Raw genomic sequence first — 16,325 nt, 5'->3', positions numbered from 1 at the left:
CGCCATGTCGAACGACACCGGCACCGAACCGAAGCGGGCAGTCGACGCGGAGGCCGAGTCCTCCGCGCCCGCCGACACCACCGAGACCGCATCGAAGGCCGTCGCGGCGAAAGCCCCACGCACGCTGTCGATCCGGTTGTCGACCGTACTCGGCGCGGCCGCCGGGGTGGCGCTGATCGCGCTCGCCGCGGTCTTCGCCTCGCTGTGGTCGTCCGCACGCGGTGATCTGAACGACCGCGACGATCGGGCGGCGGCGCAGCAGCACGCCGAACAGGTCGCCACCGACTACGCGGTCGGCGCCTCGAATATCGACTATCAGGACGTCAACGCCTGGGTGACGAAGTTGAAGGCGAACACCTCGCCGCAGCTGGCCGCCAAGTTCGACGCGACCGCGCCGAAGCTGCAGGAGATCTTGGTCCCGCTGAAGTGGACCTCCTCGGCGAACCCGATCACGGCCAAACTCATGAGCACCGACAACGGTGTCCACAAGGTCGACGTGTTCCTGAACGTCAACTCCACCAGCGCTCAGAATCCGCAGGGTGCGCAGACCACCGTCACCTACACCGTCGACGTCGATCCCGGCAACGGCTGGAAGGTGACCGACGTGGGCGGTATGGCCGGAGCACTGCCGAAGCAGTGACCCCGGCCGGGGCGCACGATCAGTGGCCGGGCAGCACGCAGACCGTATCCAGCCCCAGCACATGATTGAGGCGGCCGAACGCCAGCCACGACCCGATGCACATGCTCAGCTCGACGATTTCGGCCTGGGTGTAGTGCCCGGTCATGCGCGCCCAGAACTCGTCGTCGAGATTGTGATGGTCGACGGCGTAGCGCTCGGCGTACTCGGCCGCCAGCCGGGTCCGGTCGTCGAAGGCATCGGTGGTGCGCCAATCGGTCACCGCCTGATCGAATCCGATCTCGACCTTCTGCCCGTCCCGGTCGGTGCGGTAGTCCTGGCAGAACAGGCAGCCGTTGATCTGGGCGATGCGCAGCCGGGCCGCCTCGAATTCGCGTAGCCCCAGCGTGGTGTCGGAGTACACCGCCAGGGAGAATTTCGAGGCCGCGATCCCGATACCGGGGACCATCTCACCCCACACGTAGGAGATCGGGTCCTTGCCCTCGGGGATGTCGATGTTCATGGTGGTGTTCTCCTAAGCGTCGGTTCCGGACAGCCCGGGTGCGGGGCGCAGCGGGACGTCGAGTGCGTCGTAGAGACCTGGTTCGGCGGCTACCAGCCAGTCGATGGCGTTGACCAGCCGGGCCACGGCCGTGGCGTTGCCGCCCGCGGCGCGATTGCCGCCCTCGGTTTCGGCGGTCACGGTCACCTCGAGACGGGGGTCGCCATCGACGACGACCCGATGCGCACCCGCGCCGTCCGGCGGTACCGGCCAATCCGGTGCGCAGTCCGGATGGATACGGGTGATGTGCTCGATGATCAGGCGTGGCTGCCCGGCGACGATGCCCTGCACCTCGAATCGCACCGCACCCTGTGTCCCCGCCTCGAATTCGCCCATCGATGCGGTGGTGACCGTGGCCTCGAGCTTGCGCCGGTCCAATGTCTCGCGGATCTCGTCCAGTTCGACCCCGAGCCCGCGTGCCAGCAGCCGGAGCTGCCCACCCCACACCATGGTCGGGATACCGGGCGCGGTCATCGGCGGCACATAATCCATCGGCTGACCCATCCCGACCAGGTAACGCACCGAATCGGGCTGATCGTAGGTCGAGTAGTCGAAGATCTCCTGGCAGCGGATCGTGTCCACGCGCCCGCCCAGCCCGCTGAGCAGCAACGGCAGTACATCGTTACCCCAGCCCGGATCGATGCCGGACACGAACAGCGAACCACCGCCCGCGGCGATCGCGGCCGTCACCGGATCGCGGATCTCCGCGGGTGCGTTGCGCGGATCGTAGAGCGGGTAGAGGGCCGGGGTGACGACCACGGCACCCGCCCGGATCGCGGCCGCGATATCGCGCAGGGCGTCGTCGGGGCGGATGTCACCGGAGGCGGCGTACACGACGGCCTGCGGTCCGCTGCCGAGCATCGCCTCGATATCGGCGGAGGCGGCCACATCGATGTCGTGGTCGAGGCCGGCCAGCCGGCCCGCGTCGCGGCCGACCTTCTCCGGATCGTGGACCAGTACGCCGGTCAGGGTCAGTCCGGGATGCGCGTGTACCGCGCGGATGGCGGCCCGGCCGACATTGCCGGTACCCCAGACGATCGTCGAGATCATCTCTCAGAGGCTAGCAAGCGCTTGGTTGTACGTGGGCGTTATAAGCGGTTTGCCCGTCGATGTCCCGGGCGGGGCAGCCGGGACACGATCCCGGCCGTCGCCGGCGGGCGATCCGGATTGGGTATCCTCACTGTCATGGTGACGCGGATCCGTGCGATGGGGCTGGTGCTGTGCGCACTGGTGCTGTCCATGATCGCAGTCACGGCCGTGCCTGCGGGCGAACCCAATTCGCTGCTCGCGGTGGGTGCCGCGGCCATTCTGGCGCTGGCCGTGGTGGCCGCGTACTCGGGCCGGATGCGGTTGGTGCCCGCCACGGTGCACAGCGGGCCACCGGTCTCGGCGCAGCAGCGCCGCCGGGGATCATTTCTGCGACAGAGCAATCCGGATGCGGCGGGCCGGCCACGGCCCAGGGCGCCGGGGCTGCCGAGCTGAACGCGTTCAGGCGCGTTCGGCCGTCCGGCTGCCCTGTTCACTCGCCCGTATCCGTTGCGGGTGCCTCATAGTGAGGTGATCTTCCCATGCTCGATTTCGTCTATTACCCTGTCTCCGCCGTGCTCTGGCTCTGGCACGCCGGATTCGCGACCCTGTTCGGCGCCGCGAGCGGACTGTCGTGGTCGCTGGCCATCGTCATGCTCGTTGTGACATTGCGGCTGGCGCTGTACCGGCCGTTCATCGCCCAGGTTCGTTTCTCCCGCACCATGGCGGTGCTGCAACCGGAGATCCGCCGATTGCGGGACGAATGCGGTGACGACCGCGAAAAACTGGCCATCGAAACCCGGAAACTTCAGCAGCAGCACAATTTCAGTGTGCTCAGCGGCTGTCTGCCGGTCTTCGCGCAGACCCTGATGTTCCTGGGCCTCTATCACGTCCTGCGTTCATTCGACCGCACCGGTGCGGCCTCCCACCTTCCGTTTCTCGGCGGTTCGAATCCCTTGACTCCGGAACAGAACTCGACCACCGCGAATTACGTGTTCTCCTCGGATCTCGTCCAGTCGTTCCTGCATGCCGACGTGTTCGGCGCACCACTGTCGGCGACGCTGGCCGCCGCACCCGGCGCCGTGGCGGTGGTGGCGATCCCGCTGATGCTGATCGCCGCGATCGCCACCCACTGCACCGCCCGCGCCTCGATCACCCGGCAGACCGACACGACACCGCAGACCCGGCTGATCAATGCGATGACGATGTGGGTGTTCCCGCTGGGAACCATGGTCGCCGGTCTGGTGATGCCGATCGGAATCCTGGTCTACTTCGCGACCAGCAACACCTGGACCTTCGTGCAGCAGTATGTGGTGCACCGGCGGCTGGGACCGGTGGGAACGGTTGCCTCTGCGGCACTTCCGCCGATCTAGGATCTCGCGGCCGGGGCGCCCGCCGACGCGGTCGTCCGGGCGTGCGCATTGTGATCGCTGGAAAGTAACGGATACGTCGGCGGCCTCCCCGGATTGTGGTCGCCGGAGTACGGTGGGACCCGAACTTTTCGGAGTTTTCCTAGGATCGACGAGCGAGGTGAATGGGTAGCTGGTCATTCGCCGATCGCTGGGACGGTGAAAGATTCTCCAGAGATGACGAGGTGTGCACATGACCGCTGCGTGGCCCGGTTCGTTCAACTCCTTCGACTCGTTCGACGACCTGTTCAGTCGGTTCTTCGGTCCCGGAATGGCGGCACAGCCCCCGGTGCAGCGCATCGATCTGGGCAGGCTGCTCAGTGACAACGCCAAACAGCTGATCGGCACCGCGCGCTCGGCGGCGCAGGAATGGGGCAATCCGGAGGTCACCGCAGAACATCTGCTCTACGCGGCCACCCAGGTCGAACCCGCACGCGGTGTGATCACCCAGCTCGGGCTGGATCCGGACAAGGTCGGCGCGCAGATGCGTGGTGCGGTGGGCAGTGGTGCGGCCACCGCGACCGCCGGCGATCAGGTCGTGCTGGGACCGGGTGCCAAACTGGCATTGCGCAACGCGCAGCGCAGCGCCGCCGAGGCGGGGTCGAGCTACATCGGGCCCGAACACATCCTGCTCGGTATCGCGGAGAATCCGGAAAGCCCTGCCGCACAGGCATTGTCGGGTGCGAAGTTGCCGGCGGCCGAGGGGCAGAAGCCGCCCAGCGACACCCCGACCCTCGACGAGTACGGCCGCGATCTGACCGCCGAGGCGCGGGCCGGGAAGGTCGATCCGGTGGTCGGCCGGGCCGAGGAGATCGAGCAGACCGTGGAGATCCTGTCGCGGCGGCGCAAGAACAATCCGGTGCTGATCGGCGATCCCGGTGTCGGCAAGACCGCCATCGTCGAGGGCCTGGCGCAGCGCATCGTCAACGGCGACGTTCCCAGCACACTGGCCGATCGCCGGGTGGTGGCGCTGGATGTGGGCTCGCTGGTGGCCGGGAGCAAGTACCGCGGTGAATTCGAGGAGCGGCTCACCAAGATCCTCGACGAGGTTCGCGAGCACTCCGACGAACTGGTGCTGTTCATCGACGAACTGCACACCATCGTCGGCGCCGGAACCGGCGGTGAGGGCTCGATGGACGCCGGAAATCTGCTCAAGCCCGCCCTGGCCCGCGGTGAACTCCATGCCATCGGCGCGACCACGGTCGACGAGTACCGCAAGTACATCGAGAAGGACGCGGCGCTGGAACGTCGCTTCCAGCCGGTTCTGGTGCCGGAACCCTCGGTCGCCGACACCATCGAGATCCTGCGCGGACTCACCGATGTCTACGAGGAACACCATCAGGTGCACTACGAGGATGAAGCGTTGATCGCCGCGGCCGAACTGTCCGATCGCTACATCACCGACCGGTTCATGCCCGACAAGGCGATCGATCTCGTCGATCAGGCCGGTGCGCGGGTCCGCCTGCGCACCCGGATGCCGGGCCCGGATCTGCGTGCGGCACAGGAGGAATTGTCGCGGCTCGAGCGGGAGAAGGACGCCGCGGTCGCCGGCGAGGAATACGGCCGCGCCGACGAGCTCAAGGCCGAGATCGGTGCCGCCGAGGAGCGCGTCGGGCACATCACGGCCGACGACGCACCCACGGTGACCCTCGACGACATCGCCGAGGTGGTGTCCAAGCAGACCGGAATTCCGGTGTCGGAGTTGACCGTCGAGGAACGTCAGCGACTGCTGCACCTCGAGGACGTCCTGCACGAGCGGGTGATCGGCCAGGACGAGGCGATCGTGGCGGTCGCCGAGGCGGTGCGCCGCGCCCGTGCCGGAATGAAGGATCCCAGCCGGCCGATCGGGTCGTTCCTGTTCCTCGGGCCCACCGGTGTGGGTAAGACCGAGCTGGCGAAGGCGTTGGCGGAGGCGGTATTCGGTGACGAGGACCGGATGATCCGGTTCGACATGAGCGAATTCCAGGAGAAGCACACCGTCTCCCGGCTCGTCGGCGCCCCTCCCGGATACGTCGGCTACGACGACGCCGCCCAGCTCACCGACAAGGTACGCCGACAGCCGTATTCGGTGATCCTGTTCGACGAGGTGGAGAAGGCGCATCCGGACGTGTTCAACGTGCTGCTGCAACTTCTCGACGACGGCCGCGTCACCGACGCCAAGGGCCGCACCGTCGATTTCAAGAACACCATCGTGATCATGACCAGCAATATCGGATCCGATCTGATCCTGCATGCCGGTGCGACCGACCTGGATTCGCTCACACCGAGGTTGATGGAGCGGTTGCAGCAGCATTTCCGGCCGGAATTCCTCAACCGCATCGACGAGACGATCGTGTTCCACCGGCTCGACAAGGAGCAGTTGCGGCGCATCGTGGACCTGGTGCTCGACGGCCCGCGCCGCCGCCTGCGGGCTCAGGACATCGACCTCGATGTCACCGATACCGCACGGGACTGGTTGTCCGACAACGGATACCAGCCGGAATTCGGTGCCCGGCCGCTGCGCCGCACGGTGCAGAAGCAGCTGGAGAATCAGGCGTCGCGATTGGTGCTCGGCGGTGAGCTGAACCCCGGTGACACCGTGCGCGTCGACGCCGACGACAGCGGACTGCTGGTCGCCGCGGTGGCCGGATCGGGCGCCGAGCGCTCTGTGGACACCTCCGACAACGGCCGGAAACCCAAGGGAGGCAAGGCCAACGGAAAGAGTGGCGCCAAATCGGCCAAGAAGGCCGCCGCCGCGAAGTCCGGGAAGACCTAGCCGGTGGACTGTGCCGTCGATCAGCCCGGCATGCGTTCGGCGAGGGTGAGCCGGAAGTGGAACTCACTCATCATGCCCTCGACCATGACCACCCAGCCGTCGGTGGTGCGGTAGCGGGTGCGGCCGCGCGGGTTGAGCGGATTGCGCGGCTGGTAGGTCCGCGAGAGCTTGTCGGCCAGTTGCTCCGCGGCAGCGCGGCCGCCGCCGGAGGCCTCGACACCGGTCAGCTCCCACTGTCGGCGTTCTCTGCCGCCGACCTGCTCCTCGATCAATACACACCACTGTGTGCTCATGGAACCCCCCATAATCGAAACCCGGGCAGCCGCTGCCGCGCCGGAACACCTCTGTGCTGCAGGCTATGTCGTCTCCGGCGCGGCGTCCATCTCGGTCGCCGCGAAGACGCCCGCGGTGAGTTCGCGCATGCACCGCACCACCAGATCCGCCGGACCCGCCGTCGTCCGATCGGCGGCCCATTGCTCCAGCCCCACCCGGATGGCGCCCGCGGCCGCGGCGGCCAGGGTGCGCAGGCGCAGCGGGTCGGTCTGCGGCGACCATTCGGTCAGCAGGGTCAGCAGGGCGTGTTCACCGGCGAGATTGGCCCGGAACCACACCGCGCGCAGTGCCGGATCGTCGGCCATCGCGCGCAACAGCCCACGGGTGACATCGAGTTCGTCGTGATCGACGACGTCGAGTGCGCGGATCGCCGCGGCCTCGAACTCCGAGATGGTAGGCAATCGATGGGGGCCGGTGGCGAGAATGTCCAGCCACCGAGACGCACCGGTCGAGAGCATCGGTTCGACGGCATCCTCTTTGGTACGGCAGTAGCGATAGAAGGTGCGCAGGCCGACACCCGCTTCGGCGGCGATCTGTTCCGCGGTGACCGCCGTGGTGCCGTACTCGGCGAACAGCCGGGCCGCGGTGTGCGCGATCTCCGTCCGGGTCGCCGTCTTGCGTCGTTGCGCCAGATTGGGGCGGGGTGTGTCGATCCGCGCGGCCTTCGAGACGGTCATCGCCTCACCTCCTGCCCACCAGTGTATGGGCAAATTGCCATAGTGGCACAACGTGCCAACTGGGCGTAACGTGTCAAGAGAACAATGGAAATTCGAATCGAGGAGAGTTTCGCAATGGAGCGTTTCACCGACCGCCGCGTACTGATCACCGGTGCCGGATCCGGCATCGGCCGCGCCACCGTGCACCGCATCCTGTCCGAGGGCGGCACCGTGGTGGGTGCCGATGTCAGCGAGGCCGGTCTCGCGGAAACCGCGAAGCAGGCCGCGGAGAAGGGCTACGCCGACCGGCTGACCACCGCGGTGATCGATATTTCCGACGAGGACTCGGTTCGCGCCGGGGTCGGTTCGGCGATCGAGACCCTGGGTGGTCTGGACGCGCTGGTCAATGCCGCGGGCATCCTGCGTTCGGCACACACCCACGAAATGCCGCTGGCGGACTGGAACCGCATCCTCACCACCAATCTCACCGGCACCTTCCTGATGATTCGCGAATCGCTGCCGGCCCTGCTGGACAGCGGGCACGGTGTGATCGTGAACTTCGCCTCCACCTCGACCTATTTCGCGCACCCGTACATGGCCGCCTATGCCGCGTCCAAGGGCGGCATCATGTCGATGACGCACGCTCTGGCCGCGGAGTACGCCAAGCAGGGCCTGCGCGCGGTGGCGGTGGCACCGGGTTCGATCTCCAGCGACATGACCGACGGTCGCGGCCCGGGCCTGCCCGAGGATGCCGACTACAACCTGCTCATGAAGCTGATGCCGCTGCTGGGCAAGGGTTTCGCCTCGCCCGACACCGTCGCCGGCGTGGTGGCGATGCTGGCGTCGGACGACGGTGCCTTCATCACGGGCACCGAGATCCGGATCGACGGTGGCACGCACGCCTGATTTCCCCGCGGTCCCGGTGAACGGCAAAAGCCGGGACCGAAACAGAAACGTGTTCTATTGTGCTGGCGAACCGATATCAGGAGGTGGCCGCGATGGATCTCGTTGCGTTGGAAGAGATTCGTGCGTTGAAGTACCGCTATCTGCGAACGTTGGATATGCGGGAGTGGGAAGAATTCGCCGACACCCTCACCGTGGACGCGGTGGCCGATTACGGGTCGCCCTCGGGTGGCCGGCCGCTGCAGTTCGACAGTCGCGAAGCGATCGTCGGCTATCTCAGCGGTGCGATGACCGGGACGATGATCACCTCGCACGTCTGCAGTCACCCCGAGATCGAGGTCGACGGCGACACCGCCTCCGGCAGCTGGTGCCTGGAGGACACGGTCATCATCCCCGACCACGGTGTGATGATTCGCGGTGCGGCCTACTATCGCGACACCTACCGCCGCGAGTCCGACGGCCGCTGGCGCATCGCGCGCACCGGATATCAGCGCAACTACGAGGCGGTGATTCCGCTGGCCTCGATCAAGGGCTTCACCCTCACCTCCAGCCGCTGGGATCCGAGCCTGACCCACTGAGGCGCCGGCCACTCGGTCAGTGCCGGAGGTGATCGCGGCGCAGCGCCGTGGGTGTGGTGTTCCACCAGCGGCGCGCGCAGCGAGTGAGGGTCGCCTGTTCGGACAGGCCGAGCAGCGAGGCGATCTGGCTCATCGGCAGATCGGTGGTGGTCAGGTATCGGCGTGCCTCGCTGCGCCGCACATCCTCGACGATGGTGGCGAAACTGGTTCCTCCGGCCGCCAGCCGCCGCTGCAGGGTGCGCGGATGCACGGTCAGCAGTCGTGCCACCGAATCGATGTCGGGTGCGGCGGTGCCGAGCAGGTTCTGTACCGCCGCGCGGACCCGCGGCACCGTCTCGGCCCCGGCGTCACCGGCCTGTTCGGCCAGGAATGCCACCGCCAGCCGGCGTAGATTCTCGTCGCCGCCGGCGACGGCCCGGTCGGCCAGGCTGCTCGGCACGCGCAGCATCGCCGCCGGGCGCTCGAAGCGCACCGGTGCGCCGAAGAAGTCCTCGTAGACGGTGCGGGCGGCGGGTGGCCGATAGGGCAGTTCCACCGAGCGCAGCCCGTACGGGCCGTCGATCAGCCGGATCAGGGTCCGATGCAGGAATCCCAAGCCGAGATCGGTCCCCTGGATCACCGTGGGCAGGCCGGGCCGCACACCGTAGTTCAGGGCGGTGACCGCGCGATCGTCGTACGGGTCGGGTTCGATGCTCAACCGCAGCGAACGCGCGTGCACGAACAGGTAGCGGGAGGTGCACTCGAGCGCGTCGGCCAGCGTCGGCGAGCTCCGGATCGCCAATGCCAGCGGGCCCAGCATGCCCAGATCCTGCCGTGCGGCGATGCGCAGCCCGAGATCGGGGCGCTGCAGCCGATCGGCCGCGATTTCCAGGACCAGTGCCATCGCCTGATCGGAGACCAGCAGGTCGTCGGCGTCCAGGGCGGCGATCGGCAGTCCGGCGGCCACCGCGTATTCCTCGGCGTTTCCGCCCAGTTCCGCCACCGTGGCGCGGAATCCCCGCAAACCGGCCGACCGGATCACCGACATGTCGTCCAGAATCAAATAGTTGTCGCGCAAAGTCAAGATTGCCGGGGGAGTAGCCAGCACACTGGAACCATGACCGCAGCTGGTGAATATGTCGATGTCGTCATCGTGGGCGCTGGGCTGTCCGGAATCGGCGCCGGATACCGGGTGCAGACCGAGCTGCCCGGTACTTCCTACGCGATTCTCGAGGCACGCGAGGCGCTGGGCGGCACCTGGGACCTGTTCCGCTATCCGGGGATCCGCTCGGATTCGGACATGTTCACCCTCGGCTATCCCTTCGAGCCGTGGCGCGATGCCAAATCCATCGCCGACGGGCCCTCGATCCTGCGATACATCACCGAGACCGCGCGGCGCCACGGCATCGACGAACACATTCGCTACGGCACCAAAGTGATTGCGGCGCAATGGTCCAGCGCCGAGGCGCGCTGGACGCTCACGCTGAGCCAGGAGGGTGAGACGCGGACGCTGCGGTGCCGCTTCCTGTACTCGTGCGCCGGATACTACGACTACGACCAGGGGCATTCACCCGAGTTCCCCGGCGTGGAATCCTTTTCCGGGACGATGGTGCATCCGCAGTTCTGGCCGGAGGATCTCGACTACACCGGTAAGAAGGTCGTGGTGATCGGCAGCGGCGCGACCGCCGTCACCCTGGTTCCGGCCATGGCCGAACAGGCCGAACTGGTGACCATGCTGCAGCGCTCACCCACCTGGATCTCCGCGGTCCCCGGTCGCGACAAACAGGCCGACAAGATCCGCGAACTGCTTCCGGCGGGCTTGGCGCACCGGGTGATCCGCATCAAGAACATCCTGTTCAATGTCGGCTTCTATCAGTACTGCCGACGCCGGCCGCAGGCGGCGCGCAAACTGCTCACCGGGCTGACCACTCGAATCCTGAAGGACGAGAAGCTGGTCGCCGAGCACTTCACCCCGGAATACAACCCGTGGGATCAACGGCTGTGTGCGGTACCCGACGCCGATTTCTTCAAGGCGATGCGCAAGGGCAAGGCCGAGGTGGTCACCGATCACATCGACACGTTCGTGCCCGAAGGTATCCGGTTGCGGTCGGGCAAGGTGCTGCCGGCCGATATCGTCATCTCGGCCACCGGCCTGAAACTGCTTGCCTTCGGCGGTATTTCGCTGGAGGTCGACGGCGAATCGGTGAATCTGTCCGACCGCTTCGTCTGGCAGGGCACCATGCTCACCGGCGTCCCGAACTTCGCCGTCTGCATCGGCTACACCAATGCCTCGTGGACGTTGCGCGCCGATCTCACCTCACGGCTGGTGTGCAAGGTGATCGCGCACGCCGATCGCCGCGGCTACGAGGCGGTGGTGCCGCAGCCGCAGGCCGATCTCACCGAACACCCGCTGCTCGATCTCGCCTCCGGATACATCCAGCGCTCCATCGCCGACTTCCCGCGTCAGGGTGATCGGCATCCGTGGAAGGTACGCCAGAACTATCTGCTGGATTCGGCCACGACGATGCGGACGAATCTGGACAAGACGCTGCGTCCGGTGCGGCGGACGGCGGCGCTGTCGAACGCCTGACCGCCGGGCCGCCGGCGAATCAGGACGCCCAGGGACCGTGTCCGCCGATCTTGTCGATCCGTACCCGGGTCAGCACCCCCGGCGGCGCGTCCGCGGGCGGGAATGCCAGGCCCGGCCGGGCCAGCGTGGCGGCCAGTTCGCGCAACAGTTCCGGCGCCCCGCCCTCGACGATGCGCGCGGTCCCGGTGACCGACAGGTACGGCCGCATGAACTCACTCGGTTCATCGGACACGATGGTCAGCGCCACTCGCGGATCACGGCGCACATTGCGCACCTTCAGATACTCACCCAGGTGAGCGCTGACCAATTCGTCCCCTTCGGGAGTGGACCGCAGTGCCACCCAGACGACGGAGATCTGCGGGCTGCCGTCGGAATTGAGAGTCACCAGCGTGGCGTTCGCGCCGGCGCCGATGAACTCACGCGCGGAATCCGGAAGATGCATGCCGAGTCGGACGCCCGCAGGTGCCCGTTCATTCCCGCCGCGCCACGGGCGTGGATGCGATGTCTGATTTCCGCCGGTATGTGCTCCGCGGCTGCGGCAGATTGGGGAACGTACGGCCCGGACGACGATGGGAGCAGCAATGACGGTCCATGCGACGACAACGAGCCCGCTGGGCGAATTGATATTGACCGGTGCGGTCCGCCCGACCGGCATCGCGCTCCGGTCGGTGTCGATCGCCGGGCCGAAGTCGGTTGTGGTCCAGCCGGAATGGGTCGAGGACCGCGACGCCTTCACCCCGGTGATCGAGCAACTCGACGACTACTTCGCCGGCCGGCGCACCAGATTCGAGCTGGATTACGCGGTCGAGGGCAGTGAGTTCCGCAGGCGGGTCTGGCGGGCGCTCGATGACATCCCGTACGGCCACACCGTGTCCTACGGCGAGATAGCGGCGCGAATCGGTGCCCCGCGCGCGGCGGTGCGCGCCGTCGGCGCGGCGATCGGCGCGAATCCGGTGCTGATCGTGCGGCCCTGTCATCGGGTCGTCGGTGCCGACGGCCGGCTCACCGGATACGCCGGTGGCCTCGACTCCAAGCGCCGGCTGCTGGAGCTCGAACATGCCGCATGAGGTGGTCACGGCGGACTCGCTACCGACGGAGCTCGCGGCCACGGCCTTCGGTGAGCGGGTGGCCGGTCAGGACTGGCGTGCGCTGGCCGCCGAACTCGATGGCCACGGGTGTGCGCTGACCGGACCGTTGCTGACACCGGCCGAATGTTCGTCGCTGGCCGCGCTCTACGCGGACGAGGCCCGCTTCCGGTCCACGATCGAGATGGCGCGCCATCGGTTCGGAGCCGGTGAATACCGGTACTTCACCCACGACCTGCCGCCCGTCGTCGCGGGGTTGCGGGCCGCGTTGTACCCCGAGCTGCTGTGCGTGGCGCGGGCGTGGGCCGAGCGGCTGGGCCGGCCCGGTACCTGGCCGGACGAACTCGACGACTGGATCGCGATCTGCCACCGCGCCGGCCAGACCCGGTCGGCCCAGATCCTGCTGCGCTACGGCCCGGGTGATTGGAATGCGCTGCACCGAGACCTGTTCGGCGACATGATCTTTCCGCTGCAGGTCGTCATCGGGCTCGATGTTCCCGGAACCGACTACACCGGCGGGGAATTTCTGCTCGTGGAACAGCGCCCGCGTGCTCAATCGCGTGGTACGGCGGTCACCGTGCCACAGGGACACGGGTTGATCTTCACCACGCGCGATCGTCCGGTGCGGTCGGCCCGCGGTTGGTCGGCCGCTCCGATGCGGCACGGAGTGAGCACGGTGCGCACGGGCCGCAGGCATACCCTCGGCCTGGTCTTCCACGAGGCCTGAGATCGATGGCCGAGAAGCCGGAGGTCGTTCCCGCGGGGCACTATCTGCTGCTCGGCTCGGATGCGGTGCCGTATCTCAGCGCCACCGCCGGAACCCTGGGTGGACACCGCCGCGCGCGTATCTACGGGCGGCTGGACTGTCCGGCCGCGCTGCGGGCGCTGCGTCGGGGCGATTACGCCGCCCATCGCGTCTTCTTCGCCGACGAGCGGACCGCGGTGGCCGCCGGCTATCGTCCGTGCGCGCGCTGTCTGCCGGATGCCTACCGGCGGTGGAAGACCACGCCCGCGATGCCCGGCTCCGCGCCCTGACCGCCTCGGGCTCAGAGACTGTGTTGCCGCCACGCGATCGGCGGCCGCGGCGGGCCGATGTGGCGATGCACCAACTGGAGTACGCCCAGCAGAATCAGTGAGAATCCCGTCGACAGATAGTCGCCGGTCATCACGCCGAGGATCGCGAGACCGCCGAATACCGGTAGCTCGAGCCACGAGCACCAGGCGAGTAACCGGAACCGGGACGCATGGGAATCGAGCCAGGCCAGCCCGTCGTCGACGATGTCGGCGGCCGTGTCGAACTCGACCATGCCGTCACCGACCTGAACGAACCGGTGCACCGCCTGATCCCGTGTGATCCGCCCCAGCCACACCTCATCGATGAGCCGCTTACCCTCGACCGCAACTTCTGTGACGACCGCGTCCATTTGTGCGGATTCCCTTTCCAGTTGGTCCCGCAGATTGTAGACACGGCGGCAGCGCCGGGGGGTGAGATCCTCACGCCCGGTCGCCGATTCCACCCACGCCGGCGGCTCCTGTCGCTGCCGAGGGCACGCGTCCGCGCCGCCGATGTCCGTGTGCGGCGCGGTGGCGGGCTGCCGCCGGACCCGCCATTGTCCAGACCTCATGAAAGAGCTGTCGCGGAGCCTGTTTCGGTGCCCGGCGGGGAATGGATCGATGGCGTGTCCGGTTACGAGGTGAGGTATGGAAACCCTTGCTGTGCAATGGATTACCTACATTCGGACAGCCTTGCTTTGCTGGCCGGAAATGGTGTGCGGAGCTATTTTTATGGGGTGCAGGCGAATATGGTGACAGTCGAGAGTGCGGCTCGTCCGGAGAGTCACGGCGCCGGTCTGCCGGTGCGATCGAATTGGCTGCGGGCCGCGGTATTGGGTGCCGATGACGGAATCGTCTCCATCGCAGGGATCGTCATCGGTGTGGCGGCCGCCACCACATCCACGTCGGCCGTCATCACCGCCGGAGTCGCCGGGCTGGCGGCGGGGGCGGTGTCGATGGCGCTCGGGGAGTACGTCTCGGTGAGTACGCAGCGCGACAGCGAGCGGGCGGTCCTGGCGGTGGAAAGGCGGGAGCTGGCCGCCGATCCCGCGGGCGAACTCGCGGAACTGGCCGCGATCTACGAGGCCAAGGGCCTGTCACCGGCCACCGCGCGGACGGTGGCGGAGGAATTGACGGCCACGGATGCCTTCGTCGCGCACGCCGAGGCCGAATTGGGCATCGATCCGGCGGAATTGACCAATCCGTGGCACGCCGCGTTGTCCTCGGCGTTGTCGTTCACCATCGGAGCCTTGCTGCCGCTGCTGGCGATGCTGGCGCCCACGGCGATCCGGGTTCCGGTCACCGCGGCGGCGGTCCTGATGGCACTGGCGGCGACCGGCGCCATCGGTGCCCGCCTCGGGCAGGCGCCGATGGGGCGGGCCGCATTTCGGGTGCTGGCCGGTGGTGCGCTCGCGATGATCGCGACCTATCTGGTCGGTCACCTGGTCGGTATGGCGATCTAGCGGGGTGAATTCAGCGGTTTCCGAACCGGTTTCCCAGGCGGTCCATGGCCGCTCGTACCTGGGCCTGCCGGTGCGGATCACCGACCCGGAACTCGACGTGCACAACGGGATGGGAAGCGCCGCTGCGCGCCACGAATTCGCGGTCCGTGGGGTGAGCAGCGCGGGGTGAAGCGGTCATACCTCCCAGTGTGCACCCGCGGCTATTTTCTGGCAATGTGTTCTGCCGCTCTGACACGTTCGAAACCATATCGAAATGCTCGGGGATGCAGTCGCTTACACCACCGCGCCGCGGGCACTCACGGTTGTGAGCTCACCAGATCGCGTTTGCGGGCCTCGCGGGCCAGTGCCCGGTCGCGCTGCTCTTCGAAACGCGCACAATCGGTTCGCAACTTCTCGAGGAATTCCCCGAGCCTGTTCCGCGCGCGATCACCGCGGGCGGTGAAGTCGTTGCGATCGAACACATTCCACTTGCGCAACACTGGCATCACCACTTCGTCCAGATGCTGGCGCAGATCGTAGATCCCGTGTTTGGCCATCAGCACCCCGTTGCGCCGCCAGTCCGGCATTCCGGCGCCCGGCATCTGGAAGTTGCAGACGATGTCGGTGATCGACTCGATGGCCTGATCGGGTACGAGATCCAATGCCGCGCCACACATGTTGCGGTAGAAGATCATGTGCAGGTTCTCGTCGGCGGAGATGCGCGCCAGCATGCGGTCCGCGACGGGGTCGTCGCAGACCTTTCCGGTGTTGCGATGCGAGACCCGGGTGGCGAGTTCCTGGAAGGTCACATAGGCGACCGAGTACAGAAAACCGCTGTCGGCCAGGTCGGCCACGTCGGCCTTCGCGCTGTCGCGCACCAGCTTCATCGCGTTGTAGCCGTTGGTCATGTGCGTCATCCGGGCCCGTTCCAGGGCGACCGGGTCGACACTGCGGGTGACCACGAGATAGTCGCGGATGACGATGCCGTGCCGGTTCTCCTCGGCGGTCCACCGGCCGACCCAGGTGCCCCAGGCGCCGTCGGTGGAGAAGTTCTCGGCGATCTCGCGGTGGTAGGACGGCAGATTGTCCTCGGTGAGCAGATTGGTGATCATGGCCGCCCGGGCCACCTCACCGAGACGCGACTGTGCGGGATCCCAGTCGTTTCCACCGAGTGCCGCAAAGTTGCGGCCGGCGTCCCAGGGGACGTAATCGTGCGGATGCCAGGTCTTGGCCATCGACAGGTGACGGTGCACATTGCGCTCGGCGACTGGCTCCAGTTCGAGCAGCAATTCGAGCTGGGTGAGATTCCTGACCAACGGTGGTGCCCTTCCTCATCAT

The 16,325-nt window shown here is 67.2% G+C and carries 20 protein-coding genes; 11 read left to right on the top strand and 9 right to left on the bottom strand.

Features of this window, described 5'->3' with window-relative positions; genetic code table 11:
* Nucleotides 1-4 precede the first annotated feature (4 nt).
* Entirely contained in the window at nt 5-640 is a 636-nt protein-coding gene (locus AB0L57_RS28495; RefSeq protein WP_364968462.1) for a hypothetical protein, read from the top strand.
* Between the two features lie 19 nt (nt 641-659).
* On the opposite strand, the gene AB0L57_RS28490 is transcribed toward AB0L57_RS28495, so the two are convergent.
* The gene (locus tag AB0L57_RS28490; RefSeq protein ID WP_364968460.1) at nt 660-1,139 is read right to left on the bottom strand and encodes a carboxymuconolactone decarboxylase family protein; all 480 of its coding nucleotides are present in this window, start codon (nt 1,137-1,139) and stop codon (nt 660-662) included.
* Between the two features lie 12 nt (nt 1,140-1,151).
* Complete coding sequence (locus AB0L57_RS28485) at nt 1,152-2,228, bottom strand: dihydrodipicolinate reductase (protein ID WP_364968458.1); 1,077 nt, start codon at nt 2,226-2,228, stop codon at nt 1,152-1,154.
* Nucleotides 2,229-2,363: 135 nt separating this feature from the next.
* Between AB0L57_RS28485 and AB0L57_RS28480 the strand changes: the two genes are divergently transcribed.
* From AB0L57_RS28480 to AB0L57_RS28470, 3 genes are all read left to right on the top strand, one after another.
* Nucleotides 2,364-2,660, top strand: coding sequence for a DUF6412 domain-containing protein (locus tag AB0L57_RS28480; RefSeq protein ID WP_364968455.1), 297 nt, complete (start codon nt 2,364-2,366; stop codon nt 2,658-2,660).
* Nucleotides 2,661-2,746: 86 nt separating this feature from the next.
* The gene (yidC, locus tag AB0L57_RS28475) at nt 2,747-3,577 is read left to right on the top strand and encodes a membrane protein insertase YidC (protein WP_364968453.1); all 831 of its coding nucleotides are present in this window, start codon (nt 2,747-2,749) and stop codon (nt 3,575-3,577) included.
* A 229-nt stretch (nt 3,578-3,806) separates the two neighbouring features.
* Nucleotides 3,807-6,368 (top strand): AAA family ATPase, encoded by a 2,562-nt coding sequence (locus tag AB0L57_RS28470; protein WP_364968450.1) that lies wholly within the window; start codon nt 3,807-3,809, stop codon nt 6,366-6,368.
* A gap of 20 nt (nt 6,369-6,388) precedes the next feature.
* Here AB0L57_RS28470 and AB0L57_RS28465 read toward each other — a convergent pair whose 3' ends face one another.
* Both AB0L57_RS28465 and AB0L57_RS28460 read right to left on the bottom strand, forming a co-directional pair.
* Nucleotides 6,389-6,661: a hypothetical protein gene (locus AB0L57_RS28465; protein WP_364968448.1), complete on the bottom strand. Its 273-nt coding sequence runs from the start codon at nt 6,659-6,661 to the stop codon at nt 6,389-6,391.
* 63 nt (nt 6,662-6,724) lie between these two features.
* Nucleotides 6,725-7,378 carry a helix-turn-helix domain-containing protein gene (locus AB0L57_RS28460; protein ID WP_364968446.1) on the bottom strand — a complete coding sequence of 218 codons (654 nt, stop codon included), beginning with the start codon at nt 7,376-7,378 and terminating at the stop codon, nt 6,725-6,727.
* Nucleotides 7,379-7,492: 114 nt separating this feature from the next.
* Here AB0L57_RS28460 and AB0L57_RS28455 point away from each other — a divergent pair, with 114 nt between their 5' ends.
* Both AB0L57_RS28455 and AB0L57_RS28450 read left to right on the top strand, forming a co-directional pair.
* Nucleotides 7,493-8,263 (top strand): SDR family NAD(P)-dependent oxidoreductase, encoded by a 771-nt coding sequence (locus tag AB0L57_RS28455; RefSeq protein ID WP_364968443.1) that lies wholly within the window; start codon nt 7,493-7,495, stop codon nt 8,261-8,263.
* A 92-nt stretch (nt 8,264-8,355) separates the two neighbouring features.
* Nucleotides 8,356-8,838, top strand: coding sequence for a nuclear transport factor 2 family protein (locus tag AB0L57_RS28450; RefSeq protein WP_364968440.1), 483 nt, complete (start codon nt 8,356-8,358; stop codon nt 8,836-8,838).
* 16 nt (nt 8,839-8,854) lie between these two features.
* Here AB0L57_RS28450 and AB0L57_RS28445 read toward each other — a convergent pair whose 3' ends face one another.
* The gene (locus AB0L57_RS28445; protein ID WP_364968438.1) at nt 8,855-9,895 is read right to left on the bottom strand and encodes an AraC family transcriptional regulator; all 1,041 of its coding nucleotides are present in this window, start codon (nt 9,893-9,895) and stop codon (nt 8,855-8,857) included.
* A gap of 39 nt (nt 9,896-9,934) precedes the next feature.
* On the opposite strand from AB0L57_RS28445, the gene AB0L57_RS28440 reads away from it, so the two are divergent.
* Nucleotides 9,935-11,407: an NAD(P)/FAD-dependent oxidoreductase gene (locus AB0L57_RS28440; RefSeq protein WP_364968436.1), complete on the top strand. Its 1,473-nt coding sequence runs from the start codon at nt 9,935-9,937 to the stop codon at nt 11,405-11,407.
* Nucleotides 11,408-11,426: 19 nt separating this feature from the next.
* On the opposite strand, the gene AB0L57_RS28435 is transcribed toward AB0L57_RS28440, so the two are convergent.
* Nucleotides 11,427-11,849 (bottom strand): PPOX class F420-dependent oxidoreductase, encoded by a 423-nt coding sequence (locus tag AB0L57_RS28435; RefSeq protein ID WP_364968434.1) that lies wholly within the window; start codon nt 11,847-11,849, stop codon nt 11,427-11,429.
* 139 nt (nt 11,850-11,988) lie between these two features.
* Here AB0L57_RS28435 and AB0L57_RS28430 point away from each other — a divergent pair, with 139 nt between their 5' ends.
* The 3 genes from AB0L57_RS28430 to AB0L57_RS28420 are packed head-to-tail and all read left to right on the top strand — an operon-like array spanning nt 11,989 to nt 13,527.
* Entirely contained in the window at nt 11,989-12,474 is a 486-nt protein-coding gene (locus AB0L57_RS28430) for a methylated-DNA--[protein]-cysteine S-methyltransferase (RefSeq protein WP_364968431.1), read from the top strand.
* Nucleotides 12,464-13,219, top strand: coding sequence for a 2OG-Fe(II) oxygenase (locus AB0L57_RS28425; protein WP_364968428.1), 756 nt, complete (start codon nt 12,464-12,466; stop codon nt 13,217-13,219). The genes AB0L57_RS28430 and AB0L57_RS28425 overlap by 11 nt, the downstream gene beginning before the upstream one ends.
* 5 nt (nt 13,220-13,224) lie before the next feature.
* Complete coding sequence (locus AB0L57_RS28420; protein WP_364968426.1) at nt 13,225-13,527, top strand: Ada metal-binding domain-containing protein; 303 nt, start codon at nt 13,225-13,227, stop codon at nt 13,525-13,527.
* 11 nt (nt 13,528-13,538) lie between these two features.
* Here the strand turns inward: AB0L57_RS28420 and AB0L57_RS28415 are convergent, their stop codons facing one another.
* A complete protein-coding gene (locus tag AB0L57_RS28415) occupies nt 13,539-14,009 on the bottom strand; it encodes a hypothetical protein (protein ID WP_364968424.1) in 471 nt (156 codons plus the stop codon).
* Between the two features lie 285 nt (nt 14,010-14,294).
* Here AB0L57_RS28415 and AB0L57_RS28410 point away from each other — a divergent pair, with 285 nt between their 5' ends.
* Nucleotides 14,295-15,008, top strand: a complete 714-nt coding sequence (locus AB0L57_RS28410) for a VIT family protein (protein ID WP_364968422.1) — start codon at nt 14,295-14,297, stop codon at nt 15,006-15,008.
* 10 nt (nt 15,009-15,018) lie between these two features.
* On the opposite strand, the gene AB0L57_RS28405 is transcribed toward AB0L57_RS28410, so the two are convergent.
* Both AB0L57_RS28405 and AB0L57_RS28400 read right to left on the bottom strand, forming a co-directional pair.
* Entirely contained in the window at nt 15,019-15,186 is a 168-nt protein-coding gene (locus tag AB0L57_RS28405; RefSeq protein ID WP_364968419.1) for a hypothetical protein, read from the bottom strand.
* A 118-nt stretch (nt 15,187-15,304) separates the two neighbouring features.
* On the bottom strand, nt 15,305-16,303 hold the full coding sequence (locus AB0L57_RS28400) for an acyl-ACP desaturase (RefSeq protein ID WP_364968417.1): 999 nt from the start codon (nt 16,301-16,303) through the stop codon (nt 15,305-15,307).
* Between the last annotated feature and the right edge of the window lie 22 nt (nt 16,304-16,325).

The organism is Nocardia sp. NPDC052254, assembly GCF_040679495.1.
Classification (GTDB): Bacteria; Actinomycetota; Actinomycetes; order Mycobacteriales; family Mycobacteriaceae; genus Nocardia.
The sequence above is the reverse complement of the archived record's forward strand: the minus strand, read 5'-3'. Positions and strand labels throughout refer to the sequence as shown.